The organism is Streptomyces sp. RGM 3693, from assembly GCF_050471125.1.
Classification (GTDB): domain Bacteria; phylum Actinomycetota; class Actinomycetes; order Streptomycetales; family Streptomycetaceae; genus Streptomyces.
Genome location: NZ_JBMPPQ010000001.1, coordinates 2,087,003 through 2,110,496, shown reverse-complemented (window position 1 = coordinate 2,110,496; position 23,494 = coordinate 2,087,003). Strand labels below are relative to the sequence as shown.

23 protein-coding genes are annotated in these 23,494 nt (G+C 71.9%); 15 read left to right on the top strand and 8 right to left on the bottom strand.

Annotated elements, in window-relative coordinates:
- Positions 1–93 precede the first annotated feature (93 nt).
- A complete protein-coding gene (locus tag ACO0M4_RS08950; RefSeq protein ID WP_430369212.1) occupies positions 94–828 on the top strand; it encodes an MgtC/SapB family protein in 735 nt (244 codons plus the stop codon).
- 64 nt (positions 829–892) lie between these two features.
- Here the strand turns inward: ACO0M4_RS08950 and ACO0M4_RS08945 are convergent, their stop codons facing one another.
- Positions 893–2,431 (bottom strand): sialate:H+ symport family MFS transporter, encoded by a 1,539-nt coding sequence (locus ACO0M4_RS08945; protein ID WP_430369211.1) that lies wholly within the window; start codon positions 2,429–2,431, stop codon positions 893–895.
- 244 nt (positions 2,432–2,675) lie between these two features.
- On the opposite strand from ACO0M4_RS08945, the gene ACO0M4_RS08940 reads away from it, so the two are divergent.
- Positions 2,676–3,863, top strand: coding sequence for a saccharopine dehydrogenase family protein (locus ACO0M4_RS08940; protein ID WP_430369210.1), 1,188 nt, complete (start codon positions 2,676–2,678; stop codon positions 3,861–3,863).
- Between the two features lie 12 nt (positions 3,864–3,875).
- Here the strand turns inward: ACO0M4_RS08940 and ACO0M4_RS08935 are convergent, their stop codons facing one another.
- Positions 3,876–4,598, bottom strand: coding sequence for an endonuclease V (locus ACO0M4_RS08935; protein WP_430369209.1), 723 nt, complete (start codon positions 4,596–4,598; stop codon positions 3,876–3,878).
- A gap of 91 nt (positions 4,599–4,689) precedes the next feature.
- On the opposite strand from ACO0M4_RS08935, the gene ACO0M4_RS08930 reads away from it, so the two are divergent.
- Complete coding sequence (locus ACO0M4_RS08930) at positions 4,690–4,989, top strand: YciI family protein (protein WP_430369208.1); 300 nt, start codon at positions 4,690–4,692, stop codon at positions 4,987–4,989.
- Positions 4,990–5,120: 131 nt separating this feature from the next.
- Here the strand turns inward: ACO0M4_RS08930 and ACO0M4_RS08925 are convergent, their stop codons facing one another.
- Positions 5,121–6,578: a sugar porter family MFS transporter gene (locus tag ACO0M4_RS08925; RefSeq protein ID WP_430369207.1), complete on the bottom strand. Its 1,458-nt coding sequence runs from the start codon at positions 6,576–6,578 to the stop codon at positions 5,121–5,123.
- Between the two features lie 356 nt (positions 6,579–6,934).
- On the opposite strand from ACO0M4_RS08925, the gene ACO0M4_RS08920 reads away from it, so the two are divergent.
- From ACO0M4_RS08920 to ACO0M4_RS08905, 4 genes are all read left to right on the top strand, one after another.
- A complete protein-coding gene (locus ACO0M4_RS08920; RefSeq protein ID WP_430369206.1) occupies positions 6,935–7,840 on the top strand; it encodes an SIS domain-containing protein in 906 nt (301 codons plus the stop codon).
- 92 nt (positions 7,841–7,932) lie between these two features.
- Complete coding sequence (locus ACO0M4_RS08915; RefSeq protein WP_430369205.1) at positions 7,933–8,814, top strand: class II fructose-bisphosphate aldolase; 882 nt, start codon at positions 7,933–7,935, stop codon at positions 8,812–8,814.
- A 134-nt stretch (positions 8,815–8,948) separates the two neighbouring features.
- Positions 8,949–9,137 carry a hypothetical protein gene (locus tag ACO0M4_RS08910; RefSeq protein WP_430369204.1) on the top strand — a complete coding sequence of 63 codons (189 nt, stop codon included), beginning with the start codon at positions 8,949–8,951 and terminating at the stop codon, positions 9,135–9,137.
- A 350-nt stretch (positions 9,138–9,487) separates the two neighbouring features.
- Entirely contained in the window at positions 9,488–10,291 is an 804-nt protein-coding gene (locus tag ACO0M4_RS08905; RefSeq protein ID WP_430369203.1) for a DeoR/GlpR family DNA-binding transcription regulator, read from the top strand.
- Between the two features lie 149 nt (positions 10,292–10,440).
- On the opposite strand, the gene ACO0M4_RS08900 is transcribed toward ACO0M4_RS08905, so the two are convergent.
- Positions 10,441–11,220, bottom strand: a complete 780-nt coding sequence (locus tag ACO0M4_RS08900) for an SDR family oxidoreductase (RefSeq protein ID WP_430369202.1) — start codon at positions 11,218–11,220, stop codon at positions 10,441–10,443.
- A gap of 826 nt (positions 11,221–12,046) precedes the next feature.
- Here ACO0M4_RS08900 and ACO0M4_RS08895 point away from each other — a divergent pair.
- Positions 12,047–12,667 (top strand): TetR/AcrR family transcriptional regulator, encoded by a 621-nt coding sequence (locus ACO0M4_RS08895; RefSeq protein ID WP_430369201.1) that lies wholly within the window; start codon positions 12,047–12,049, stop codon positions 12,665–12,667.
- Between the two features lie 241 nt (positions 12,668–12,908).
- Positions 12,909–13,217: a hypothetical protein gene (locus ACO0M4_RS08890; RefSeq protein ID WP_430369200.1), complete on the top strand. Its 309-nt coding sequence runs from the start codon at positions 12,909–12,911 to the stop codon at positions 13,215–13,217.
- A gap of 332 nt (positions 13,218–13,549) precedes the next feature.
- On the opposite strand, the gene ACO0M4_RS08885 is transcribed toward ACO0M4_RS08890, so the two are convergent.
- On the bottom strand, positions 13,550–14,110 hold the full coding sequence (locus ACO0M4_RS08885; RefSeq protein ID WP_430371309.1) for a TetR/AcrR family transcriptional regulator: 561 nt from the start codon (positions 14,108–14,110) through the stop codon (positions 13,550–13,552).
- Between the two features lie 363 nt (positions 14,111–14,473).
- On the opposite strand from ACO0M4_RS08885, the gene ACO0M4_RS08880 reads away from it, so the two are divergent.
- The gene (locus tag ACO0M4_RS08880; RefSeq protein ID WP_430371308.1) at positions 14,474–16,498 is read left to right on the top strand and encodes an FUSC family protein; all 2,025 of its coding nucleotides are present in this window, start codon (positions 14,474–14,476) and stop codon (positions 16,496–16,498) included.
- 93 nt (positions 16,499–16,591) lie between these two features.
- Positions 16,592–17,098 carry a MarR family winged helix-turn-helix transcriptional regulator gene (locus ACO0M4_RS08875; RefSeq protein WP_100600194.1) on the top strand — a complete coding sequence of 169 codons (507 nt, stop codon included), beginning with the start codon at positions 16,592–16,594 and terminating at the stop codon, positions 17,096–17,098.
- Between the two features lie 259 nt (positions 17,099–17,357).
- On the opposite strand, the gene ACO0M4_RS08870 is transcribed toward ACO0M4_RS08875, so the two are convergent.
- Positions 17,358–17,684 carry a hypothetical protein gene (locus tag ACO0M4_RS08870; RefSeq protein ID WP_430369199.1) on the bottom strand — a complete coding sequence of 109 codons (327 nt, stop codon included), beginning with the start codon at positions 17,682–17,684 and terminating at the stop codon, positions 17,358–17,360.
- Between the two features lie 182 nt (positions 17,685–17,866).
- Positions 17,867–18,670: a TetR/AcrR family transcriptional regulator gene (locus ACO0M4_RS08865; RefSeq protein WP_430369198.1), complete on the bottom strand. Its 804-nt coding sequence runs from the start codon at positions 18,668–18,670 to the stop codon at positions 17,867–17,869.
- A 388-nt stretch (positions 18,671–19,058) separates the two neighbouring features.
- Here ACO0M4_RS08865 and ACO0M4_RS08860 point away from each other — a divergent pair, with 388 nt between their 5' ends.
- The 3 genes from ACO0M4_RS08860 (at position 19,059) to ACO0M4_RS08850 (ending at position 21,701) form a co-directional block, all read left to right on the top strand.
- Positions 19,059–19,577 carry a PH domain-containing protein gene (locus ACO0M4_RS08860; RefSeq protein WP_430369197.1) on the top strand — a complete coding sequence of 173 codons (519 nt, stop codon included), beginning with the start codon at positions 19,059–19,061 and terminating at the stop codon, positions 19,575–19,577.
- Positions 19,574–21,184 (top strand): PH domain-containing protein, encoded by a 1,611-nt coding sequence (locus ACO0M4_RS08855; RefSeq protein WP_430369196.1) that lies wholly within the window; start codon positions 19,574–19,576, stop codon positions 21,182–21,184. Before ACO0M4_RS08860 ends, ACO0M4_RS08855 begins: the two co-directional genes overlap by 4 nt.
- Before the next feature lie 106 nt (positions 21,185–21,290).
- Positions 21,291–21,701 (top strand): SsgA family sporulation/cell division regulator, encoded by a 411-nt coding sequence (locus ACO0M4_RS08850; RefSeq protein WP_430369195.1) that lies wholly within the window; start codon positions 21,291–21,293, stop codon positions 21,699–21,701.
- Positions 21,702–21,841: 140 nt separating this feature from the next.
- On the opposite strand, the gene ACO0M4_RS08845 is transcribed toward ACO0M4_RS08850, so the two are convergent.
- Positions 21,842–22,624 (bottom strand): polysaccharide deacetylase family protein, encoded by a 783-nt coding sequence (locus tag ACO0M4_RS08845; RefSeq protein ID WP_430369194.1) that lies wholly within the window; start codon positions 22,622–22,624, stop codon positions 21,842–21,844.
- A gap of 154 nt (positions 22,625–22,778) precedes the next feature.
- Here ACO0M4_RS08845 and ACO0M4_RS08840 point away from each other — a divergent pair, with 154 nt between their 5' ends.
- Complete coding sequence (locus tag ACO0M4_RS08840) at positions 22,779–23,483, top strand: response regulator (protein ID WP_390011593.1); 705 nt, start codon at positions 22,779–22,781, stop codon at positions 23,481–23,483.
- The last annotated feature ends 11 nt before the right edge of the window (positions 23,484–23,494 follow it).

Sequence of the window (23,494 nt, the reverse complement as noted above, 5' to 3'; positions counted from 1 at the left end):
CCCGCGCAGCCCATCGACCTCAACGCTAACCGCGACCACTGACAACGGCCCGCGGAGCGCCGGACGCCGGTCCGGCGGAGGGACAATGCCGTCATGTCACACCTCGCCGCCGCACTGTTCGACGTCCACGCCGGCCAGGGGTTGCGTCAGTTCGCCGAGCTGGCCATAGCCCTGTTGCTGTCCTCGCTGATCGGGTTGGAGCGGGAGGCCCGGCAGAAGAGCGCCGGGTTGCGCACCCACACCCTCGTCGGGGTGGGCAGCGCCCTGTTCATGGAGGTGTCGATCCACGGCTTCGGCTCGCTGCTGGGCACGGACGGCGTGGCGTTGGACCCGTCCCGGGTCGCCGCGCAGGTCGTTTCCGGTATCGGCTTCATCGGCGGTGGACTGATCTTCGTGCGCAAGGACGCGGTCCGGGGTCTGACGACGGCCGCGACCATCTGGCTGACCTGCGCCATCGGCATGGCGTGCGGCGGTGGGCTGCCACTGCTCGCGATCGGCGCGACAGCGGTGCACTTCCTGATCGTGCGCGGCTTCTCCAAGGTGTCGGAGCGGATCACCGCGGGGTCGTCCTTCGACCGGATAGAGCTGCGCCTCACGTACCAGGCGCAACACGGGCTGCTCGGGAGGATGTTGGAGCTGTGCACCGGCAGCGGGTTCCGGGTCACCGACGTCCAGGTGGAGGCCCACCCAGACGACGCCCAGGTGGCAGCCGAGGTACTGCTCCGCCTGGAGGGCAAGGTGTCCGCGCATCCCCTGGTGGAGGCGCTGTCCGAGTTGGAAGGCGTCCGCGGGGTGGCACTGGGGCGGCACGACGACAGTACGGAGTGAGCCCGGCCGCGTCCGCGCACGGCGACACCGCCCCGGCCGGCATGCACCGGCGCCACCGCCACCGCTACGCCGCACCGGCCGACGACTCCCCACGCGCCGTATCCGGCCCACCCACCCGTTCCGTGCCCACACCGCCCTCCGCCCCCGGCACGAGGTGGTCGCCGGGCACCTGATGGTCCACCAGCCGCGCCAGTCGCCGCGGGACGTCGCCGCCCACCAGGACGACGACCAGCAGCGTCAGCCCGAAGGTGAGGACCGCCAGCGCCCGCCCCAGGGGCATGCCGCGGGCGAGTTGCGCCCCGAGGACCGGCGCCACCGCGCCGCCCAGCGCCCCCACGTTGTAGACGAAGCCCAGCGACGCGGCGCGGGTCGCGGTCGGGAAGTGTCCCGCGATGTACTTCGGCAGGATCCCGGAGATGCCCTGCCCCAGCGCCAGTAGGACGAAGATCAGCACCCCCAGCCCCACCAGGCTCCCGCGCACCGCGAACACCGGGAACACGAACGCCATTGAGGCCAGCAGGGTGTACGCATAGGCGCGCCGGGTCCCGAGCAGATCGCCGGTGAACCCGGCAAGCCAGCAGCCGGCCATGGCGCCGAAGCCCGCGACCGACATCACGTCGCCGACCTGCGCGGGCGGGTATCCCAGGTCGGTCTTGAGGTAGGTGGGCAGCAGGGCCTGTACCGGCCAGCTGTAGAGGAACGCGCAGAACACCGTCACTATCAAGGAGACGTACAGCAGCCAGCCGCGGCGCCCACCCAGTTGTGCGGCGAAGGCAACCAGGCACAGCGCGGCGACCGCGGCCGACCACGGCACGAACCCCGCGCCGGGTGGTGTGAAGGCGCAGAACAGCGCGACCGAGGCGATCGCCGCCAGCGCGACGTTGCCCCGGCGGCGGAGGCGGCCGGTGAACAGCGGCCGGAACGGATTCGGGCGTTCCGGAGTCGCCGCCCCGCCCCCTCCGATCGCGGTGCCGACCTCGGTCTGCCAGTCCCCGGCTTCCGGCAGTGACCGACGCATCCACAGGGCGACCACTACGGGCAGTACGCCGATCCAGAACATCCAGCGCCAGCCCCATGCGGGCACCACCCAGGCGTAGAGCTGGGCCGCGACGGCCGTGCCGGCCGCGTAGCCGGAGATCAGGAATCCGGAGGCCCGGTTGCGCAGCCGGGCCGGCCAGCTCTCCAGGACGTACGTCACGCTGGCGCTGTACTCCCCCGCCATGCCCAGCCCGATCACCAGCCGGGCGGCGAACAGACTGGTGTAGTCCCAGGCGAACCCGCAGGCGAAGGTGGCGAGCGAGTAGAGCAGGATGCTGGCGATCATGGCGGTTCTCCGGCCGTGGCGGTCGCCCATCGCACCTAGGAGCGCACCGCCCAGCCAGCGGGTGATGAAGGCGGCGGAGACCAGGGAGGCGGCGGTGGCGGTGTCCAGCCTGAAGTCGTCGGCGATCTCGGTCAGCACCAGCGTGATCAGCACGAAGTCGAAGCCGTCCAGGAGATAGCCGATCCAGGCGGCGGACAGCGCCTTCCACTGGCGCGCGGTGACCTCGTGGTACCAGGCGCGGCGCGGTGTCCGGCCCGACGGGTCCGGGGAGTGCGTCATCACAGGAACCGGCCTCCTCCAGAAGCCGCCCGGCCCACCCGCCGTACGTACCCGACCAAACCGGACGTCGGATGTCCCCTCTCACCGGACGAATCTGGCCGTGCTCCCCCGCCGCGTCAAGACCGGACGCACACCGGCCCGCCCTCCGGTCCGCCACCCACCGGCAACCCTGCTGTCCCGCTCTGTCGTTGACGCAGCGTCGGCGACTCCCTAGGGTCCGGACCTCGGACCAGAGAGGACGCAGATGACACGGCAGGACACCTCAGGACGGGACCACGACCTCGTCCTGTACGGAGCGACCGGGTTCGCCGGCGAGCTCACCGCGGAGTACCTCGCTCGGCACGCGCCCGAGGGCTGCCGCTGGGCGCTCGCCGGACGCAGCACCACCAAACTGGAGCGGCTGCGCGACCGGTTGACGGCGGTCAACCCGGCCTGCGCGGACCTCCCGCTGCTCCGGGCCGACAGCGCCGACCCGGACTCGCTGCGCGCGCTCGCCGCCGCCACCCGCGTCCTGGCCACCACCGTCGGGCCCTATCTGCTGCACGGCGAACCCCTGGTCGCGGCGTGTGCCGAGGCCGGCACCGATTACCTGGACCTCACGGGCGAGGCGGAGTTCGTCGACCGGATGTACCTGCGCCACGACGCCACCGCCCGCGCGTCCGGGGCGCGGCTCGTCCACGCCTGCGGCTTCGACTCCGTCCCGTACGACCTAGGTGTGCACTACACGGTGGGGCTGCTCCCCAAGGGGGTTCCGCTGCGCATCGACGGATTCGTGCGGACCCACGCCACGTTCTCCGGCGGGACGCTCTCCTCCGCACTCACCGCGGTCTCCCGGCCGGCCGCCATGGCCCGGGCCGCCCGGGCCCGTCGACGGGCCGAACCGCAGCCCGCGGGCCGTACCGTGAGCGCCCCGTTCGGGCCACCCGTGAGGAGCCGGGACACCGGCACCTGGGGGGTTCCGCTGCCGACCCTGGACCCGCAGATCGTCGCCCGCTCGGCGGCCGCCCTGGACCACTACGGCCCGGACTTCCGGTACCGGCACTACGCGGGGGTGCGCCGGCTGCCGACGGTGGTGGCCGGGGTGGTGGGCGCGGGGGCGCTGTCGGCGCTCGCCCAGGTACCGCCCGCCCGACGTTGGTTGTCGGGTCGGCTGCAACCGGGCGAAGGGCCCGGTCCGGAGCGGCGGGCGCGGAGTTGGTTCGCGGTGCGGTTCGTGGCGTCGGGCGGCGGTGCGCACCTGGTCACCGAGGTCAGGGGCGGTGATCCCGGCTACGACGAGACCGCGAAGATGCTCGCCGAGGGAGCGCTCAGCCTGGCCTTCGACGACCTCCCGGACACCGCGGGCCAGGTGACGACGGCCGTGGCCATGGGGGACGCGCTGACCCGGCGTCTCCGGGACGCGGGGATCACCTTCCGGGTGGTCCGCGGGTAGCCGGGCCGGCCGTCAGGCGTTCGCCAGGGCCTTGCGGCACAGGGAGTCGGCGGCCCGGGTCGACTCCGGAAGGCGGTATGCGGCCGCCAGATGGAGCGTGTGCGCACAGGCCCGGTCCAGGTCCACCCGGTGTCCGACCGAGACGAAGACCGGTTTGACGCCCCGTTGGGTGCGCAGGGCACGTCCTACCTCTTCGGGCTGACCGTCCGCCGTCCGGTCGTCCAACAGGGGCGAGGTGGCGCCGCGCTCCGGGCCCGGCGCCTCGTACCGGAAGGTGAAGGGGTTCTTGGCGACCCCGATGGTGGGCAGTCCGGTCAACACCCCGAGGTGGCTGGCGAGGCCGAAACGCCGTGGATGGGCCAGCCCGTAGCCGTCGCAGACCACCAGGTCGGGCGTGCGGGCGAGCCGGTCCAGCGCGTCGAGGACCGTGGGGATCTCCCGGAAGGCGAGCAGCCCGGGGACGTACGGGAAGGAGACCGGGCCGACCGCGGTGGCCTGGTCGACGACCGCGAGGGTGCGGGCGTCGAGGGCGACGGCGGCCGCGGCGACCACGTCCCGTTCGTCGTCGTAGGCGACGTCCACGCCGACCACGGTGCCCTCGAAGCCTGGTTCCGGGCCGGGCTCGTCGAGCCGTACGTGGGGGCGCAGCCGGTCCTGGACCGCGCGGGCCTCGGCTTCGTCCGCCGGCCAGTTCCGCAGTTCGTCGGCACGGGAGATGATTCCGGAAGTGTCCATGGTGCCCGCAACGCTACCGAACCGCTGACCGGGTGCGTACGGTCCCGTACCGGGCTCCGCCCCCCAACTGCCCCTCCTCTATATTGCAGCCATGTTCGTATTGGAACTGACTTACACCGCGCCCCTCGACCGCGTCGACGCCGCCCTCCCGGACCACGTGGCGTGGCTGGAGGAGCAGTACGCGGCCGGGCACTTCATCGCGTCCGGGCGGAAGGACCCGCGTGACGGGGGCGTGATCATCGCCGCCGGGATCGATCGCGCGACCGCCGAGAAGATCACGGCCGAGGACCCCTTCGTCCGCGCCGGGACCTGCGAGTACCGGATCACCGAGTTCATCGCGACCAAGACCGCACCGGCCCTGGCGGAATACCAGCAGCAGCTCCCGTCCTGAGCGCCCGTCGCACCGTGGCCCGGTCCGTCGGAACCGTCCGGCGGGCCGGGCCGTGTGCCGCGCGGGCTCGCGGGGCGCATGCCCGACCGCGCACCGACGCACGCGTTGCGCGCCGCCCCGCAACGGGCCGCCTATGACGGCGAGGCCGGGGACGCGGCCGTGCCGAGCGGCCCGGCGCCGACCGGTCCGGGCGCGGGCTCCGTGGGCCAGCGGCCGCCGTTGCGCCAGTACTCGTGGATCTCCTCCAGCTGGCGGCCCTTGGTCTCGGGAGCGGTGAAGGCGGCGAACACCAGGGCGCCGAGCGCGAGCACGCCCAGGCCCGCGAAGGTCGCGGCGGCCCCCGCCTTCACCATCAACGACGGGAAGAACTGGGCGATCAGGAGGTTGGCGACCAGGTCGGCGGTGAGCATGACCGACGCCCCCGTGGAGCGCAGCTGGGCGGGGAACGCCTCGCTCGCGTAGACCCAGATCAGCGCTCCGAAGCCGAAGTTGAAGGCGGCGGTGAACAGGAGGATCGCGGCGAAGCCCACCCAGGTGGTGGCACCGTGCAGCTTTCCCGCGCTGAAGACGGCGGTCAGGACCGCGAGCATCACCACCATCGTGCCGATCCCGGAGAGCAGCACCACCCGGCGGCCGAGGCGGTCGATGATGAGGATCGCCAGCACGGCGGCGGCCAGTGAGGCCAGTTCGACGAAGGACGGCAGCAGGAAGTTCTGACCGCTGCCGGTGAAGCCCATCTCCTCGAAGATCTGCGGGCTGTAGTACGTCACGGCGTTGATGCCGGTGATCTGGCAGAAGAAGCCGAGGCCGACCACGAAGAACGCGGCGCGGGCGTACGGCTTGCGCAGCAGCGAGCGCATCGAGCCGCCGCTCTCCTCGGTCAGCGCGGCGCGCACCGCGGCGACCTCGGCGCGCGGGTCGACGTCCGGATCGGTCATCGCCATGACCTCGACGGCACGTTCGGTGCGCCCTTTGAGGACGTACCAGCGGGGGGTGTCCGGCAGGCGGAGCAGCGGGATCACGACGAGTGCCGCGGGGATCGCCGACAGCCCCAGCATCCAGCGCCAGTGACCACCGCCGGACAGGCCCCAGTTGACGAAGTACGTGAGGACGATGCCCACGACCGTGGCCACCTGGTAGGCGGCTACCGAGGCCCCCCGGATACGGGCCGGGGTCGATTCGGCGACATAGAGCGGTGCCGCCACGATCGAGATGCCGATGGCGACACCGAGCAGGAAGCGGACGGCGTCGAGCACCTCGATGGTGGGGGCGACCGCGGACAGCGCGACGAAGACCGCGTACGAGCTGGCGACGATCAGCATCGCGGCCCGGCGCCCCAGGGCGTCGGCGAGCTTTCCGCCGATCAGCGCGCCCAGGATTGACCCGAACACCAAAACGCTGTTGACCAGCCCCTTTTCGGTCTCGGTGAGGTCGAAGTCCTTGCTGAGGAACACCAGGGCGCCGGAGATGCTGCCGGTGTCGTAGCCGTAGATGACGCCGACGACGGCGCCGGTGAGGGCGAACATCCGACCGGTGCGGAGACGGGTCGGGGGCGCCGGGCGCGGTGTGGAGAGGGGGGCAGTGGACATGGGAAGTCCTTTGTGCGACGGAGCGTCTTTGCTGCGTGACTGCGTGACGGGCGCCGGGGCGCCGCGTCGTCGGCCATGACCGAGCGCCGGCATGACTGATCTTGCGAATATCAGGCACCTTTCACGCAGATGTCAACAGCCACTTACCCGCTTTTCGCTTCGCGCCACGCCCACTTCACGCCATACGAACACCTGCCATGCCACGCCTCACCGCACATCCCCCTTGCCGCCATCACCCGCACGAGGGATGGAACGCATGCGCGAAACTGCGTAGAGTTGCCTCCAGCGAAGCAGAAAGTTGCAGCATCAGCGCAATCGATCAGCAAACACCGAGCACGCACCACGGGAGGGTGTCCATGAGCGGGATCTCGTACATGGAGCAGGAGCTGCGCAGCCAGCCGGAGACGTGGCGGGAGGCCGCGCGGATCGGCGCCCGCGATGTGCCACTGCCCAAGGCCGGCCAGCGCGTGGCCGTCGTCGGCTGCGGCACGTCATGGTTCATGGCGCAGTCCTACGCGGCCCTGCGCGAAGGCGCGGGCCTGGGCGTCACGGATCCCTTTCCGGCCTCGGAGGCGTTCCTCGGCGCCGACCGCGGCTACGACGCGGTGGTGGCGATCACCCGCTCGGGGACGACGACCGAGGTGCTGCGGGTACTGGAGGCGGTCAAGGGGCGGATCCCCACGGTGACGGTGCTCGGCGATCCCGAGACCCCGGCGGTCGAGCTGTCCGACGAGACGGTCGCGCTGCCGTTCGCGGACGAGCGGTCCGTGGTGCAGACCCGCTTCGCGACCACGGCGCTGACGCTGCTCCGCGCCCATCTGGGCGAGGACGTCGCGCGGGCGGTGGGCGACGCCGAGGAGGCCCTGACGGTACCGGTCGAGAAGGAGTGGGTGGACGCCGAGCAGTTCGCGTTCCTGGGCACCGGCTGGACGTACGGCTTGGCCAGTGAGGCGGCGCTCAAGATGCGGGAGGCATCGCAGAGTTGGACGGAGTCGTACCCCGCGATGGAGTACCGACACGGCCCCATCTCGATAGCCGCTCCCGGCCGGGTGACCTGGCTCTTCGGCCCGGCACCGGAGGGGCTGGAAGCGGATGTGGCACGGACCGGAGCGCGCTTCGTATCCCATGCCCGGGATCCGCTGGCCGACCTGGTGCTGGTGCAGCGGGTCGCCCTGGAGCGGGCACGCGCCCGGGGCCTGGACCCGGACAATCCGCGCAGCCTGACCCGCTCCGTGATGCTCCAGGAACCGGCCGCGTCCTAGCCGCACACCACCGCCCCGGCACACCCCTCCGTAGTCCCGCCCAGCCGCACCCCGACGTCAACTCACCCCTTCCGCAAGGGAGTCAGGACACCATGCCCCTCGTCTCCACCGCGTCGATCGTCGATACCGCGCGTACCGCGCGGGTCGGTGCCGCGGCCTTCAACGTCATCCATCTGGAAACCGCCGAAGCCCTGGTCGCCGCCGCCGAGCGCACCGGCCTCCCACTGATCCTGCAGATCAGCGAGAACTGCATCCGCTATCACGGCAGCCTGCTCCCCCTCACCCGGGCCACGCTCGCCCTCGCCGAGGGGTCCGCAGCCCGGATCGCGGTCCACCTCGATCACCTCACCGACGCGGAGTTGGTCCACCAGGGCATCACCGCCGGCGTGGGTTCGGTCATGGTGGACGCCTCCGCCCTCCCCTACGAACAGAACGTCGCCATGACCGCCGCACTCACCGCCTGGTGCCACGAACGGGGCGCCTTCGTCGAGGCGGAACTCGGCGAGGTCGGCGGGAAGGACGGGGTCCATGCGCCGGGAGTGCGGACGGACCCCGCGGAGGCCCTGGCCTTCGTCCGGGCCACCGGGGTGGATGCGCTCGCCGTCGCCGTCGGCTCCTCCCACGCGATGCGTGAGCGCACCGCCGAGCTCGACAAGGATCTGATCGCGGCGCTGCGCACCACACTGCCGGTGCCCCTGGTCCTGCACGGCTCGTCCGGAGTGCCGGACGACGAGCTTCGCCGGGCCGTCGCGGCGGGAATGACGAAGATCAATATCTCCACGCATCTGGTCTCCGTCTTCACCGGCTCGATACGGCGGACCCTGGACGCGGACCCGGCGCTGGTCGACTCCCGGAAGTACGTCAAGCCGGCCCGGGAAGCGGTGGCACAGGAGGCGGCCCGTTTGCTGGAGGTGCTCAACACCCCGGTGGCGGTGCCCACTCTGCAAACAGCGGAGGCCACAGTCCGGGGGTGAGTCTGCCGGCCACCGCTGCCGACTCCCGGAGCCACCGGGTCCGACTCCGGAGCCAGCGGGACCGGCTCCCGGAATCAGCGCGGCCAGGCTGCTGCCCACCCGGCGGGCCACCACATTCAGCAGAGGGCCATGGAATGACACCACTACGTCTCAGCACCCGTAGCGGACGGGCTACCTCTGCCGACTGCACCCTGCTTTCTGCCCGGCACACCGAGGAGGCCGTCGCCACCGTGTCGGCGGCGCTCCTGGCCCACGGCGCGCCCGCCGACTGCGCGCCGCTGGCCCGGCAGCTCCCGCCGGGGCACCCGGTCCGGGGCACGTGATCCGGGGCACCTGATGTGGGGAGCCACGCCATGGCGATGTATCCCGACGGACAGGGCTGGGCCTGCGTCGGCGCGCGCAGCCCACGACGGACCCCGCTCGGCGACCACCTGCCGGAACGCGAGCGGGCACCCTTGGCCAGGTGCCTCGACTGGCCGCGGGACTGATCCCCGGCACTTGGGCGCGCAACAGGGTGGGGCGAGCTGACAGAGCTGAGTGGTCAGGCAGAGGCCAGTAGCCACGAGCCAGTGGGCGGGGAGGGGTGAGGGGGCGGGCGAGAGGTCGGGCAGGGTGAGGAGACGGGCGCGGACCGAGGAGCGGTGCGGGCAGGGAAACGAATTAGGCTCGCGCCATGAAGCGCCATGAACGAATGAATGCCCTGCTTGAGCTGCTCGGCGACCGGGGCCGGGTAGAGGTCGAGGAGGCGGCGACCGAGCTGGAGGTCTCGGCCGCCACGATGCGGCGCGACATGGACACCCTCGCCGAACAGCAGCTGCTGGTCCGTACCCGGGGTGGGGCGGTGCTGAGCTCGGTGGCGTACGACCTTCCGATCCGGTACAAGCAGGGGCATCGGTCCGCGGAGAAGGAGGCGGTGGCGAAGGCGGCTGCGCGTCTGGTCGAGCGCGGCGACGTGGTCGGGCTGAGCGGTGGGACGACGACCACCGCCATCGCGCGGGTGCTCGCCACCCGGGCGGATTTCGCGGAGGCGGGCCCGCAACCGCATCTGACCATCGTCACCAACTCGTTGAACATCGCCAGTGAGCTGGCCGTCCGACCGCAGATCAAGATCGTGCTCACGGGTGGTGTGGCGCATTCCCGTTCCTATGAACTGGTGGGGCCTTTCAGCGAGTTGGTGCTCCAGCAGATCTCCATCGACATCGCGTTCATCGGGGCCAACGGCGTGGATCCGTTGATGGGCGCCACGGTGCACGACGAGGCCGAGGCCCGGATCAACCGGCTCATGGCCGAGCGCGCCCGGCGGGCCGTGGTCGTCGCGGACTCGTCGAAGATCGGTGAACGGTGCTTCGCGCGGGTGGGCGACGCGGATGTCTTCGACACCCTCATCACTGACGGCGCGGTGGCGGAGGAGACCCGTAGGGAGTTCGCGGAGCGTGGGTTGAAGGTGGTGGCGGCCCGCCCGTCCGGGAACGACTGAGGGGTCCGGCTGGGCTGGGCTGCTGGGTTACAGACCAGACCGGCCTGACTCGGCTGGCTGGCCCGACCGGGCCGATGGGCTGACTGGCCGTCCGGAGCGGAGCCCGATGCCAGATGCCGGAGGCTCGACTGCCGTCTGCGTCCGGCGCGTCACCAGCCGGTGTCGCCGCGCAGGGTGGCGTCGGCGCCGCCGTCGGCGAAGAGGATCTGGCCGGTGACATGGGTGTTGTCCGGGGAGGTGAGCCAGGCGAGGACGGGGGCGATCTGCTCGGGGCGGGCGTGGCCGTGCAGTGGCATCGGCAGGCTGGCGTCGACGACCTCGCGCATCGCGGGGTCGTCGAGCAGCGGTGCGGTCATCGGCGTGACGACCGTGCCGGGGGCAACGGCGTTGAGCGGGATGCCGGCGCCCGCCCAGTCCTCGGTGACGGCAGCGCGGCGCAGCCAGCGGGCAACGGCGTGCTTCGAGGAGCCGTAGACGGTGTGGCCCTCGCCGCGGTCGATGGCCGCCTGGGCGGCGGCGACGGCCGCGTCCTCGTCACCGGCGAGTGCGGCGTCGACGACTGCCGGGTCCGACGGGTGGATGGTGACCGCGGAGGAGACGAGGACGGCGCGGGGATCGGTGCCGGCTGCGAGCAGGGGGCGCAGCCCTTCGAGGGTGGCGACCGTGCCGAAGTAGTTGACCCGGAGGGTGACGGGGTCGGGATGGGCGAGTCCGGCGCAGGCGATCACGGCGTCCAGGCGCCCGTCGGTCAACTCGCCGGCGCGGTCGGCCAGTTCGGTTCGGCCGGCGGGGGTGGCGAGGTCGGCCGAGATGTCGGCGCCCTTGAGATCGGCGCCGATCACGGTATGCCCCCGGTCGCGGAGCCGGGCCGCGGTGGCCCGGCCGATACCTGAGGCGGCGCCGGTGACGAGGTAGGTGCGGCGGGGCATGGTCGACTCCTCGATTCGTCGGTCCTTCGGTGCTTTGGCCCTTTGGCCCTTTGGCCCTTTGACCCTTTGGGGCTTCGACCCTTGGCGTTTGGTGCTTTGGTCCCTCGCGGTTCGGACCAGCACAGGCGGTCCGTCACGGCGGTGGTCTGCCACAGGCCGCCTGCCATGGACGGACCGTCGCAGGCGGCTCAAGACAGGCGGTTCAAGGCGGCCGGTTCAAGGCAGATGGTTCAAGGCAGGTGGTGCGAGACAGGTGGCCTGTTCATGGGCGGGCTACGCGGTCGGTGCGTGACGGGGCAGTCCGTAGCGGGCGGTTCATCGCGGGCTGTCAGGCGGGGGTGAGCCGTCACGTTCGGGCCTCCTGGTGTGGACCGTTGCCTGCGGCCGGTCGATGCGGAGTACCGCGGCCGGTTGGCCTGTCTGTTGTGCTCGGCTTCTTGTGCTCGGCTTCTTGTGCTCGGTTTTCGTGCGCCGTTCTTCGGACGCCGTTGCTCGGGCGCCGTTCTTCGGGCGCCTTCCGCCGTGTCCGGTCCCTCGCGTACCCGCTCGGACAAGCGGTCGGCCGATCGGGCGGGACGGTCTTCGGATGGCCTTCGGATTGCCTTCGGATGGTCTTCGTCGTGGTGCCGGGCAGGTGGTGTGGCAGTGGCGGGCGGCTCGCTGCCCAGGCGGACGGGCGTGCGTGCGGACGGGCGGGCGGTGTTGGGTGATCAGCCGGGGCCAAGATAGCTTTTTTGGCATGCTGTGCCAAGAAGCTTGTTGGTGACAATATGTGGAGCTGGGCAAGCGGGGCGGGCCGGGCGGCCGTGGGGAGTGGGAGAGGCGTATGACGGCAGTGCGAGGCAGGCCCTCATTGACCGAACGACGGCGGCAGGAGACTCGGCTGGAGATCGCCGAGACCGCGGCCGGACTGTTCTCCGAGCGGGGGTACGAGGCAACGACCGTAGAAGACATCGCCTCGGCGGCCGGGATCTCGCTGCGCACCTTCTACCGTTACTGCGCGGCCAAGGAGGACGCGCTCACACCCGTACTGACCTCCAGTGTGGGGGTGCTCGTGCAGCAGCTCGCCGGCCGGCCCGTCGACGAGCCGCTGACCAGCGCGGTGCGGGCAGCGTTCGACGACTCGGCAGCGACCCGGCGACTGGCCGACCCGGACAAGGCCCGGCGACTGATCCGCGTCATGGGTAGCGTGCCGGCGATCCGGATGCGGTGGCTGGCGGCGGGGCGGGACATGCAGGACCAGTTGGTTCCGGTGCTCGCGGCGCGTACCGGAGCGCCCGAGGGCAGCATGGAAGTACGGCTGCTGGCCTGTGCGTTGATCGATGCGCTGACGGTCGCCATGGAGCACTGGGCGTGGCAGGACGAGCCGGACGACGTGGCGGATCTCACGCGGCAAGCCCTGGCGTATCTACGGGTGGACGAACTCCAGGCAGTGACCCGGGGCTGAAATTCGGGGTGCGGGTGTGCAGAATGGGGCGGAGCCGACGAAGGCACGGAAAGCCCAGACAGCCGGGGCCAGACAGCCAGGACCAGACAGCCAGGGACCAGGCGGCCGAGACCAGGCAGCTGGCAGCTGGAGCCAGACAGTCGGGAAGCGAAGAAGGCCGAGAACGCGCGGGGCGGCCGGCCGGTCATCGAGTGAGGGCCGGGCGGTGGACCGTCGCCGCGCAGCGAACGGGGGAAAGCAGATGCGGAAGATCATGTCGATAGCACTGGCGGGTGCGGTGTGCGGGGCCTCGCTGACGCTGGCCACCGCGACGCAGGCGGCGGCCGAGCAGGTGCCGCGCTGCGTGAAGGTGCGCAAATTCTTCAGCCAGGGCGGGCAGCGTTACGTCCAGCTGACGAATCTGTGCGCCCAGCGGCCGGCCTGCTACACCATCGTCATCCCACATCAGGCGGATTCGCGGGGCCGGCTCCCCAAGGCCGTGACGAAGGACGTGCGGTACGGGACGACCACCGGACCGCGGGCCCTGTACGTCAAGAACGTGGCCTGCTGACAGCGGCCCGCTGACTCGGACAGGCCGCACGCCTGCGGCACGCCCGCGTGCCGCACGTCCACGTGCCGCACGTCCACGCGCCGCACGTCCACGCGCCGCACGTCCACGTGCCGCACGTCCACGCGCCGCACGTCCTGGTGTCGTACGTCCACCGCGCCGCGCAGCCTCTGTCCCGTCGCGTGCGCACCTGTCCCCCTCGCGGGTCCTCGCGCCCCGTCATGCCTGCCGTCATGCCTGCCGTCGTATGCATCCCGTCGTATGCATCCCGTCGCGGGTGCTCGTGTCGGATGTGGCATGCCAGGCATCCGCAGACCGGCGTCAGGCGCCCGGCGTCACCCGGACTCGGGGAGGGCGATCCCGTCGAGGACCATGGCGAGGTACTGGCGGGCGATTTCCTCGGGGGTGTGTCGCCCCTGCGGGCGGTACCAGCTCGCGGCGACCCAGACCGTGTCGCGGAGGAAGCGGTAGGCCAGCCGGAGGTCGAGGTCAGCGCGGAAGACACCCTCGGCCACCCCGCGCTCCAGCGTGCCGAGCCACGCCTCCTCGAACTTCCGCCGGGATGCGGTGAGGTAGTCGAAGCGCGGCTGGGTGGCGAGGTGCCGGGCCTCCTTCTGGTAGATCGCGACCGCGGCGCGGTGCCGGTCGATCTCCCGGAACGACTCGGTGACCAGCGCCTCGATGGTCTCCCGCGGTCCCAGACCACCCGCCAGGACCGCGTCGTAGCCGGCCCACAACTCGTCCAGGAAGGCGGCAAGGATCTCGTCGACCATCGATTCCTTGGAATCGAAGTGGTAGTAGAGGCTGCCCGCGAGCATCCCGGCCGCGTCCGCGATCTGCCGGACCGTGGTCGCGTTGTAGCCCTGCGCGGCGAACACCTCCGCCGCGGTGTCCAGGAGTTCGCGGCGGCGGTCGGGGGAGGCGGGCGCGGCGGCCGGCTCCGCCTTCCTGGTGCTCTTGGCGCCGCCCCCGGCACTCCCGGCACCCCCAGCGCTCTTGGTGTTCTTGGTGCTCTCGGTGCTTCCGGTGCTTCCGGTGCTCTTGGCGGTCGCGGCGTTCTTGGTGGCCTTGGTTGCCTTGGTGTTCTTGACGTTCTTCGCGGTTGGCACGGGGTTATTGTCGCGCGCTCGTGGGGTGACCCAGGACATACCTTTTACAGGTAAAACACCTGCTAATGTTTTGGCATGGGTAAGCACGCCAAGCACGCCAGACCCGCGGGGTGGTGGAAGACGAGGACGGCGCCCGGCCCAGCGGGCACGGTGCGGTTCCGGCCGTTGCCGGTCCGGAGCACGGTGCGGCTGCGGCGGCCCGTCGACATCTGGCACAAGCCGGCGCTCAGTGCCGTGGTGGCACTGGCCGTCCCGGACCTGGTGCTGCTGGCACTGGGACGACTCGACCTGGTCCTCTACACCTCCGCCGGGGCGATGTGCGCGCTGTACGCACACGGCCTGCCGTACGCGGCGCGGGCCCGGACGCTGCCGTGGGTGGTGCTCGGGATGGTGGCGAGCCTGGCCGTCGCGCTGACCGCGGCCTCGCTGGTCACTTCGGCCGCGGTGCTGGTGGTGCTGGCCTCGCTGGTCGCCGCGGTGCACAAGATCGTGTGCGACGCGACGCGGATCGGGCCGCCCGGGAATCTGATCCTGACGTTCATCGCGGCCTCGGCGTTCTTCGTGCCCCAACGGCCGGCGGAGGTGCTGCCGCACACGGCGCTGGCGCTGGTCACCGGGGCGTTCGCCTGGCTGGTGTGCATGGCGCCGGCGCTGGTACGGCCGCAAGGGCCGGAGCAGATCGCCACCGCGCGGGCGCTGGAGGCCGCCGCCGGGCTGCTGCGGGCGCGGGTGGACGCCGTCGGTACGTCGCCGGCCGGGGACGCCGAACCCCCCGGGGTGGCGCACGCCCGGCACGCCACCGCAGCGGCGGTGAACGCCGCTTGGCACGCGCTGTTCCTGGTGCCGACCCGCACGCCGGCGAAGGCCGCGGCACGGGCGGGGCTGGAGCGGCTGCTGGTGCGGGCGGAGTCGGCGCTGGGCGGCGTCCCGCGGGACGCCGCGGCGGAGGCCGGGCGGCTCGGCGGCTGGGCGCGGGAGCTCCGGAGCGGGCGGCCGCTGCCCGAGGTGGCGCTGACCGCCGCGGAAGCCGAGGAACTGGCCGGGGTGGCGTGGGAAGCCGGTGTGGCGCTGGAGCCCGGCATGACTCTGCGGTCCGGGGCGGCGGTTGAGCCCCGGATAGCCGTGGAGTCCCGGATGACGGTTGAGTCCCGGCCGGCCGTGGAGTACTCGCGTACGGCGGTCGGAGTCGGTACGGCGGTCGGAGTCGGTGCGCCGGCGGAATCGCGTATGGCGGCGGGGTTCGGTACAACGGCGGAATTCGGTACGGCGGCGGGGTCCCGTTCCGGGTGGGCCGTGGGCGGGGCCGGGCTGCGGCGACCGGTGCCCGGACGGCCGCGGGGTGTACGGGCGGTGGCCGGGCGGCTCCGGCCCGGGTCTCCGTTGCTGCCCATCGGGGCGCGGGTCGCGGTGGGGTGCATCCTGGCGGGTTGGGCCTCCTTGGCGGTGGGGGTCGGGCACCCGTACTGGGCCGTGGTGACCGCGGCGTCGATCTACCAGGCCAACACCACACTCTCGTGGCAGCGCGCCTTCCAACGCACCCTCGGGAACCTGTTGGGGCTCGTCCTGTTCACCGCGCTGCTCCCCCTGATCCACACCGGACAGGTCACGATGATCGCGCTGGCGCTGGCGTTCCAACTCGGCGCGGAGGCCACGATCACCCGGAACTACTGGCTCGGATCGGTGTGCGTGACACCGATGGCGCTGCTGCTGACCGAGTTCGGCCGGCCGCTGCCGGCCGGCACGCTGATCGCCGACCGGTGGCTGGACACCGTGGTGGGCGCGGCGGTCGGGCTGATCTGCTGTGTGCTGGTCACCAACCGGCGGGCCGCCGACCGGATCGATCTGGCATTGGAACGGGTCGCGGCGGCCGAGGCGGCGGCGACCCGGCTGCTGACGGCCGGGCCCGGCGCGGCCCCGGCACGCACTGGGGCGGAGGTTCCGCGGACCGGGGCGGAGGGTGCGCAGACCGGGGCGGGCAGTGCGCGCGAGGCCGGCTGGGCGCGGGACCGACTCGCCGGGTCGCTGGTCGAGCTGCGCGAGGCAGTGGACGTAGCGGCCGGCGAGTGGTGGCAGCGGGCACTCCCCGAGGAGCGGATCGCCCTCGCCGAACAGCAGGGGCACCGGACGCTGGCGGTCCTGGTGCGGCGGCTGGCCGCGCCCGCACTGGCCGCCTGACGTGCCCCTCGGACCGGTCCTGGGCAGGCACAATGAGGTGCACGGGCGACCGGATATGCCGGCCGGACGGACGGGGCCGAGAGGAGAGTGCGGGTGACCGAGGACATCGTCGCGGGGGTGCTGCGCCAGTGGCAGCAGGTGCACCCGGGGCTGGACACCGGCCCGATGGCGGTGATCGGACGCCTCAACCGCTGCTCCGCGCTGTTGCAGCAGGCCGCCGATGCGCCGTTGCGGCGAGCGGGGCTGACCCGACCCGAGTTCGACATCCTCGGCACGCTGCGCCGGATGGATCGTGAGCTGACCCCCGGCCGGGTGGCGCGGGAGACCTTCGCCTCGGGGGCGGCGGTCACCAAACGCATCCGGCAGTTGGAGGAGCGCGGGCTGATCAGTCGTCGGCCGGACGACCGCGACCGCCGGGTCACCCATCTCTCGCTCACGGAGGAGGGGCGGGAGACCATCGACCGGTTGCTGCCCGAGCAGTTGCGCTACGAAGCCGCGCTACTGGAGGGCATCGGAGAACAGCGGCAGGAGGAACTGTCCTCGGCGCTGAGCGAGTTGCTGGTGGTGCTGGAGGGACGCCTGGCGAGCCTGATGGACTGACGGGTGGCGGGTGGCGGAGCTCCCCAGGAACGCGCCGCACTGCTGACCACTCCACTCGCCGCTGACCACTCCACTCGTCAACAAGTCCGCCGGGGAAGGCGCTTCACACCACTCACTGCCGCGCTCACTTCCGCGCTCGCTGCCGCACTCGATGTTCCGCCCACTGCCCCACTCGCGGTTCTGCGCACTACCCCGCTCGCTGTCCTACGCACTGCACCACTCGTCGCTTCGCTCACTGTTCCGCTCATCGCTTCGCCCGCTACTCCGCCGGGAACGGCTCGGCGCTCCAGCGGAACCACGCCGCATCGTCCTCGATGTGCAGCAGGAACTCCGCCACCGGACCGTCCGGGGCGATCAACCGGACGCCGTCGCTGGCCCGGGCGTAGGCGTCCTCCCAGGCAGCCAGGTCGTCGTCGATGGTGTCGCTGAGTGCCAACTCGCGGGCGAAGTGCGGCCGTAGTTCGGCGAAGGCCGGGCCGGGTGTGAAACGGCCGTTCAGCCAGGGGAAATCCGCCTCCGTGACGGTGATCTCGCCGACCACGTCGGCGCCCCGTTCCACCCGCCAGATCTCCCCGATGTACGGCATCGCTGCCTCCCCTTGGTCGTGCCGGTGACGCGCGGAAGCGCCCCACCGGGGTGCGGTGGGGCGAAGGTCCTGCGCGACGGTCGGACGACAGGATGGCAGACCGCGCGAACGGGCCGAGCGGCGATGGCGCGAAAGCGCGGAAAGCCGGCCGATGAGTCGCGCGGCGCCCGACTGACGGTACGTCAGGTGCGGTCGTTGGGCTTCGCCGCCGGTTCATGCACCCGACCGGCGTGGGCACCGGTGTCACTGCCGGCGTGGGGGACCGTGCCGCAGCCACTGCCACTGCCGGCGTCAACGTCAACGTCAACGCTGGCGTCGGCATCGGCATCGGCATCGGCATCGGCATCGGCACCGATTCGTGAGCCGGTGCCGCCCCCCGGGGTGGTCTCCGGCCCGAAGAGGCCGTCCAGTTGCCGGTCCAGCAGGGCGAGCGCCTGCTCGGGGCCGTGGATGCCCAGCAGGACGTAGGAGGCGAGGCCGTCGGCGAGGGCGATCAGAATCATCGCCTCGTCCTCGGTGGCGCGCTCGGGCGGCACCTCGCCGCGCTCGGCCGCCAGCCGCAACTGGCCCGCGAAGAGGTCGCGGAGCTTGGGGATGCCGTCCCTGGCCTCCGCACCCAGGGCAGGGTCGTGGACCGCTCGGGAGTAGTAGGCGGCGGCGACCAGGAGGCCGGCGCGGCTCTCCGCGTCCAGCGGGAGCATGCCGGCGCAGCAGACGCGGAGCACCGTACGCGGCGTCGGCGCCTCCTCCAGGGCCTGGATACGCTGCTGGATCCGTTCGGTGGCCTGGTGGTTGATGTGCCGGAGGGCGAAGAGCAGCAACTCGTCCCGGTTGCGGAAGTAGTGCTGGATCCGGCCGAGCGAGATCCCGGCCTCGGCGGCGACGTCGCGCAGGCTGACCCCGTCCACACCCCGGGTGTTCGCGAGCCGCCAGAGTGCCGCCGAGATCTCCTGGCGCCTGGCTTCGTGATCCACCTTCTTGGGCACGGGCGGCTTCCTTTCTTCCGTACTGCTCTTCCGTACTGCTCTTCCGTACTGCTCTTCCGTACTGCTCTTCCGTACTGGTCTTCCGTACTGAACTTCCGCACTGGTCTTCAGTACTGAACTTCCGTACTGAACTTCCGCGCCGCTCCTCCGCGCTGCGCTTACGTACCGCTCCTCGCCCGTACCGCCCCCCGGAACTCCCCCTGCCGCACGGCGCTTCCGTCGTGTGGCGTCCCGGCGCGCGCACATCCTGTCGGCGCGGTCCGGCGTCCCTTCCGTTGCGGTGCCGGTGTCCGTCCGGCGCCGGTGACCGGCCGACTTTTACAAGTCGCTCGTACCGTTATAACGTACCGCCACACAATACGTTTGACTTGGAAAACGGTGACCCCTCATGCCCGAGCACGCCGCGCCGCTCCTCCGCCCGCCCCGGCACCGCGTCGATCCCCGCGCCCGCTCCTGGTGGCGGGTCCAGGCGCTGCTCACGCTCAGCGGGCCGATGTTGCTGACCGCACTGGTCATGGCAGTGCTGTCGCTGCTCTTCTTCCCAGGTGCGCTGCCGTGGCTGGGGCCGCTGCTGCTGGTCGCCCTGGTCCTGCCGGCGGTGGTCTACCTCGTGGTGATGCCGCGGATGCGGTACGCGGTGCACGCCTGGGAGCTGGGCGAGCGCGCGGTCTACGCGGCGGGCGGCTGGTTCTGGCAGAAGCGGCGGATCGCACCGCTGTCCCGGGTGCAGACGGTGGACACCCTGCGCGGGCCGATACAGCGGCGGTACGGGCTGGCGACAGTGACCGTCACCACCGCCTCGACCGCCGGCGACATCAAGATCGCCGGACTGTCGGACGCGGACGCCGAGGCGCTGTCCCGACGGATCGGCGAGGTCGCGCAGGACGTTCCGGGTGATGCCGCATGAGCACCCCCTGGAAAGACACCGACGACGACGGCGCACCGACCGCCACGTCGTACGCCGACGAGCGGTCCGCGACGCCGGGCGCGCCCGAGTGGCGGCGGTTGAGTCCCCGCACCCTGTTGGTGCACTGCGGCTGGCTGGGGGCGCCGCTCGGCTCGCTGGCGTTGACCGCGCTGGCCACCGGTGGGCGGATCACCGGCGGCGCCTGGCTCACCCTCGCCGCGATCGCCACCGCCTTCGCCGTGGTCACCGCGGCCGGGCTGATCCGCTGGGCGCGCACGGACTTCCGGGTCACCGGCGAGAGCCTGGACGTGCGGAGCGGACTGCTCACCCGGCGGCTGCGGAGCGTGCCACTGCACCGGATCCGCACCGTCGACCTGACCGCGTCGCCGCTGCACCGGCTGCTCGGCGTCACGGTGCTGCGGGCCGGCACGGCGGGCTCCGGGGAGGGCGGCGGCGAACTGTCACTGGAGGCCCTCCCGGTGGCCGAGGGCGAGCGGCTGCGCGCCGAACTGCTGGCCCGCGCGGCCACCGGAGCGGTCGCCGAGGATCCGGTGCTGGCGCGGATCAGCTGGCGCTGGCTGCGGTACGCGCCGCTCACCTTCTGGGTCGTCGGCGGGGTGTTCGTCGCGGGCGGTTCGGCCTACCGGGCGCTGCACGAGATGGGCATCGAGCCCTGGAAACTCGGCTTCGTACGGCGGGCGTTCGAGGAGTTCGGCAACGGGATGCTGTGGCTGACCATCCCCGCGGCGCTGCTGGTGGTGATCGCGCTGGGCACGGTGGGCGCGGTCGTCCTCTACGTCGAGAACTGGTGGAGCTACCGCCTGGAGTGGGCCGACGCCGGCACGCTACGGGTGCAGCGGGGGCTGCTGACCACCCGCTCGGTGACCATCGAGCGGGCCCGGCTGCGCGGGGTGGTGCTGCGCGAACCGCTGCTGCTGCGGTCCGGCGGCGGGGCGACGGTGCGCGCGGTGGCGGGCGGTCTGGGCAACAAGGAGGAGAACCGCAAGCGCAGCGGGCTGCTCCCGCCGGCGCCCCGCCGGGAGGCGGTCCGGGTGGCCGGCGGGGCCCTGCAATCCCCGTTTCCGGATGAGGAATTGACGGAACGTCAGCATGGTCGCCTGATCCGGCATCCGCGGGTCGCGCTGCGTCGGCGGCGGATGCGTGGGCTGCTCTTCGCGGTGTTGCCGGGCAGCGCGCTGCTGGCCGGCCTCGGCGCGGCGTTCACTCCCGTCCTGCTGCACGCCGCGTGGATCTACGCGGTGGTCACCACGCCGATGGTGCTGTGGCTGGCCCGGGACGCGTACCGGAATCTGGGGCACGGGATCGCCGGCCGCTATCTGGTCACCCGCTCGGGCACCTTCAGCCGGGACACCCTGGCCCTCCGGCGCGAGGCCGTCGCCGCCTGGACGTTCACCACCTCGCCGTTCACCCGTCGGGCCGGGCTGGTGACGCTCACCGCGGCGGTGGCCGCGGGCGAGGAGGGCTACCGCATCCCGGACCTCGCGGAGGGTGCAGCGCCCGGCTTCGCGGCGGCCGCGGCCCCGGGCATCCTGGACGAATTCCTCACCCGTCCGGCACGGAACGGCGGTCCGGCACCGGTGGCATGACGCAGATCACACCCCCGCCGTATGCACGGCGGGGCCGGGCAGACCGTCCTACAGGATGACCGCGCCCGCGTTACACGGGCCGACCAGCCGTGAGGGAGTCGCCGCGATGCATACCGCCATCGACCAAGCCGTCCAGGTCCGTCTCCTCGCGACGTCGGTCGGCCACGCGGTGCCCGCGGTACTCCGCTACCAGCGGACCGATCCGCTGGCGGTGCGGATGACCTTCCCCCCGGAGATCTCGCTCGACGGTGCGGCGGTGGACTGGGCGTTCGCCCGGGACCTGCTCGCCGAGGGGCTGCGCGGCGCGGCCGGTCGGGGCGACGTACGGGTGCGGCCGTCAGGCCCGGACCGCACGGTGATGGAGTTCCACGCCGACGAGGGCATCGCCATGGTCCAGTTGCGGACCGAGGACGTCCGGCGGTTCCTGGCCCGCTCGTACGAGGCGGTGCCGGACGGGCGGGAGCACGAACACCTGGGCGTGGACCGGGGACTGGCGGAGCTGTTCGGCACCGCGTGAGGCGGTACCGCGTGCGGCGAGGCGGCGCCGCACGGGACGCGAAACGGGCGGGACACGACGAACGGGCCGGTGGCAACCGGCCCGTTCGGCTGTGTGCGGGTGCGCTAGGGCCTGTCCGACCCTGACCCACCGGACAGGCCCTACCGCTGCGGGAACCCGAAGCCGTAGCCCTGCTGCTTCATCCACGGCAGCAGCCGCTCCAGCGCCTCCACCGTGCGGGCCCGGTTGCCGCCGCCGTCGTGGAAGAGGACGGTGGGGCCGTTGCGGAGTTCGCCGCGGACGGTCGACTCGATCTTCGCGACGCTGCCGCCCTCGAAGTCCTTGCTGTCGACGTTCCAGCCCAGCGGGCGCATGCCGTGCTCGGCGGCCAGCTGGCGGCTGTAGGGAGTGAAGGCGCCGCCGGGGGCGCGGTAGTACTCGACCTTGGCGCCGCCCGCCGCTTCCTCGATCATCTTCTGGGCGTCGAGGATCTGCCGGGACTGGTAGTCGTCCGGTCGGTGGTCCATGGCGGTGTTGTGGTCGACGGTGTGGTCGCAGAGCTTGTGGCCGTCGGCCACCACCTTCTTGACGAGGTCGGGGTGCGCCGCGGCCTGCGGGCCGATCATGCAGAAGGTCGCCTTGACGCCGTTCTCCTTGAGGACCGCGAGGACCTTCGGGGTCCAGACGGGGTCCGGGCCGTCGTCGATGGTGATGTTGAGGCTGCGGCCCGGACGGTCCGAGGCGTGCACGATGGTCGGGTCGACCGGGGCGGTGCGCGGCGGTTGGGCCGGCTTCCGGGCCTGGGTGACCGTGTCCGCCTCGGCGCTGGGTTGGAGGAATGCGAAGGCTCCGGCCGCCGCCAGCGACGCCACCGCCGCGGTGGTCACGCCGATGATCCCGCCTTCGATACCGAAGCGCCGTCCCCTGCCGAAGCGCCCTGCCATGTCGAACCCGCCCCTCGTGTGCTCTGCTGATATACCTGCCGGCGGCGTGGTGTGCCCTTGGTACGGACGCCGGCTTCACTTCCACAGATGCACAGGACTCGGGACAGGCTGCGCCTGTTACGGATCCATCATGAAACTTATTGATACTGGACCCATGCCACGAGTACTTCTGATCGAGGACGACGCCGCCGTCCGGGACGGGGTGTCCCTCGCGCTGCGGCGGCGCGGCCATGACGTCGCGGCCGCGGCCAGCGGCGAGGAAGGGCTGGCGGCGCTGCCGGGCTTCCGCCCCGACATCGTCCTGCTGGATCTGATGCTGCCCGGCAAGGACGGCTTCGAGATCTGCCGGCTCATCCGCGCCGAGCGGCAGCTGCCGATCATCATGCTCACCGCCCGCGGCGACGACCTCGACGTGGTCCTCGGGCTGGAGGCCGGGGCCGACGACTACATCGTCAAACCGGCCCGTGGTGAGGTCCTGGAAGCCCGGATCCGGGCGGTGCTGCGGCGCACCGCGCTGCCCACCGACGGCGCCCCGGCCACCGAGCCGGGGCCCACGCCGGTGGAGACCTACGGCGAACTGACCATCGACCGGGCGGGACTGGTCGTCAGCAAGGGCGGCCAGGACCTGGCGCTGGCGCCGTCCGAGATGAAGCTGCTGCTGTTCCTGTCCGCGACCCCGGGCCAGGTCTTCAGCCGCCAGCAGCTGTTGGAGCACGTCTGGGAGCACAGCTACCACGGCGACGCGCGACTGGTGGACGCCTGCGTGATGCGGCTGCGGACGAAAATAGAGGACACCCCGCGCAGCCCCCGGTACGTCCAGACCGTGCGCGGTTTCGGTTACCGCTTCGGACCACTGTGAGCCGCCTCCGC

Bases quoted from the DNA above. Each gene is read 5' to 3' on its own strand.
- ACO0M4_RS08920 (WP_430369206.1), top strand. From the start codon at position 6,935: ATGAGCGGGATCTCGTACATGGAGCAGGAGCTGCGCAGCCAGCCGGAG.
- ACO0M4_RS08930 (WP_430369208.1), top strand. From the start codon at position 4,690: ATGTTCGTATTGGAACTGACTTACACCGCGCCCCTCGACCGCGTCGAC.
- ACO0M4_RS08870 (WP_430369199.1), bottom strand. From the start codon at position 17,684: ATGCCGTACATCGGGGAGATCTGGCGGGTGGAACGGGGCGCCGACGTG.
- ACO0M4_RS08840 (WP_390011593.1), top strand. From the start codon at position 22,779: ATGCCACGAGTACTTCTGATCGAGGACGACGCCGCCGTCCGGGACGGG.
- ACO0M4_RS08855 (WP_430369196.1), top strand. From the start codon at position 19,574: ATGAGCACCCCCTGGAAAGACACCGACGACGACGGCGCACCGACCGCC.
- ACO0M4_RS08910 (WP_430369204.1), top strand. From the start codon at position 8,949: ATGACACCACTACGTCTCAGCACCCGTAGCGGACGGGCTACCTCTGCC.
- ACO0M4_RS08850 (WP_430369195.1), top strand. From the start codon at position 21,291: ATGCATACCGCCATCGACCAAGCCGTCCAGGTCCGTCTCCTCGCGACG.
- ACO0M4_RS08905 (WP_430369203.1), top strand. From the start codon at position 9,488: ATGAAGCGCCATGAACGAATGAATGCCCTGCTTGAGCTGCTCGGCGAC.
- ACO0M4_RS08945 (WP_430369211.1), bottom strand. From the start codon at position 2,431: ATGACGCACTCCCCGGACCCGTCGGGCCGGACACCGCGCCGCGCCTGG.
- ACO0M4_RS08940 (WP_430369210.1), top strand. From the start codon at position 2,676: ATGACACGGCAGGACACCTCAGGACGGGACCACGACCTCGTCCTGTAC.
- ACO0M4_RS08895 (WP_430369201.1), top strand. From the start codon at position 12,047: ATGACGGCAGTGCGAGGCAGGCCCTCATTGACCGAACGACGGCGGCAG.
- ACO0M4_RS08915 (WP_430369205.1), top strand. From the start codon at position 7,933: ATGCCCCTCGTCTCCACCGCGTCGATCGTCGATACCGCGCGTACCGCG.
- ACO0M4_RS08925 (WP_430369207.1), bottom strand. From the start codon at position 6,578: ATGTCCACTGCCCCCCTCTCCACACCGCGCCCGGCGCCCCCGACCCGT.
- ACO0M4_RS08950 (WP_430369212.1), top strand. From the start codon at position 94: ATGTCACACCTCGCCGCCGCACTGTTCGACGTCCACGCCGGCCAGGGG.
- ACO0M4_RS08900 (WP_430369202.1), bottom strand. From the start codon at position 11,220: ATGCCCCGCCGCACCTACCTCGTCACCGGCGCCGCCTCAGGTATCGGC.
- ACO0M4_RS08935 (WP_430369209.1), bottom strand. From the start codon at position 4,598: ATGGACACTTCCGGAATCATCTCCCGTGCCGACGAACTGCGGAACTGG.
- ACO0M4_RS08860 (WP_430369197.1), top strand. From the start codon at position 19,059: ATGCCCGAGCACGCCGCGCCGCTCCTCCGCCCGCCCCGGCACCGCGTC.
- ACO0M4_RS08845 (WP_430369194.1), bottom strand. From the start codon at position 22,624: ATGGCAGGGCGCTTCGGCAGGGGACGGCGCTTCGGTATCGAAGGCGGG.
- ACO0M4_RS08890 (WP_430369200.1), top strand. From the start codon at position 12,909: ATGCGGAAGATCATGTCGATAGCACTGGCGGGTGCGGTGTGCGGGGCC.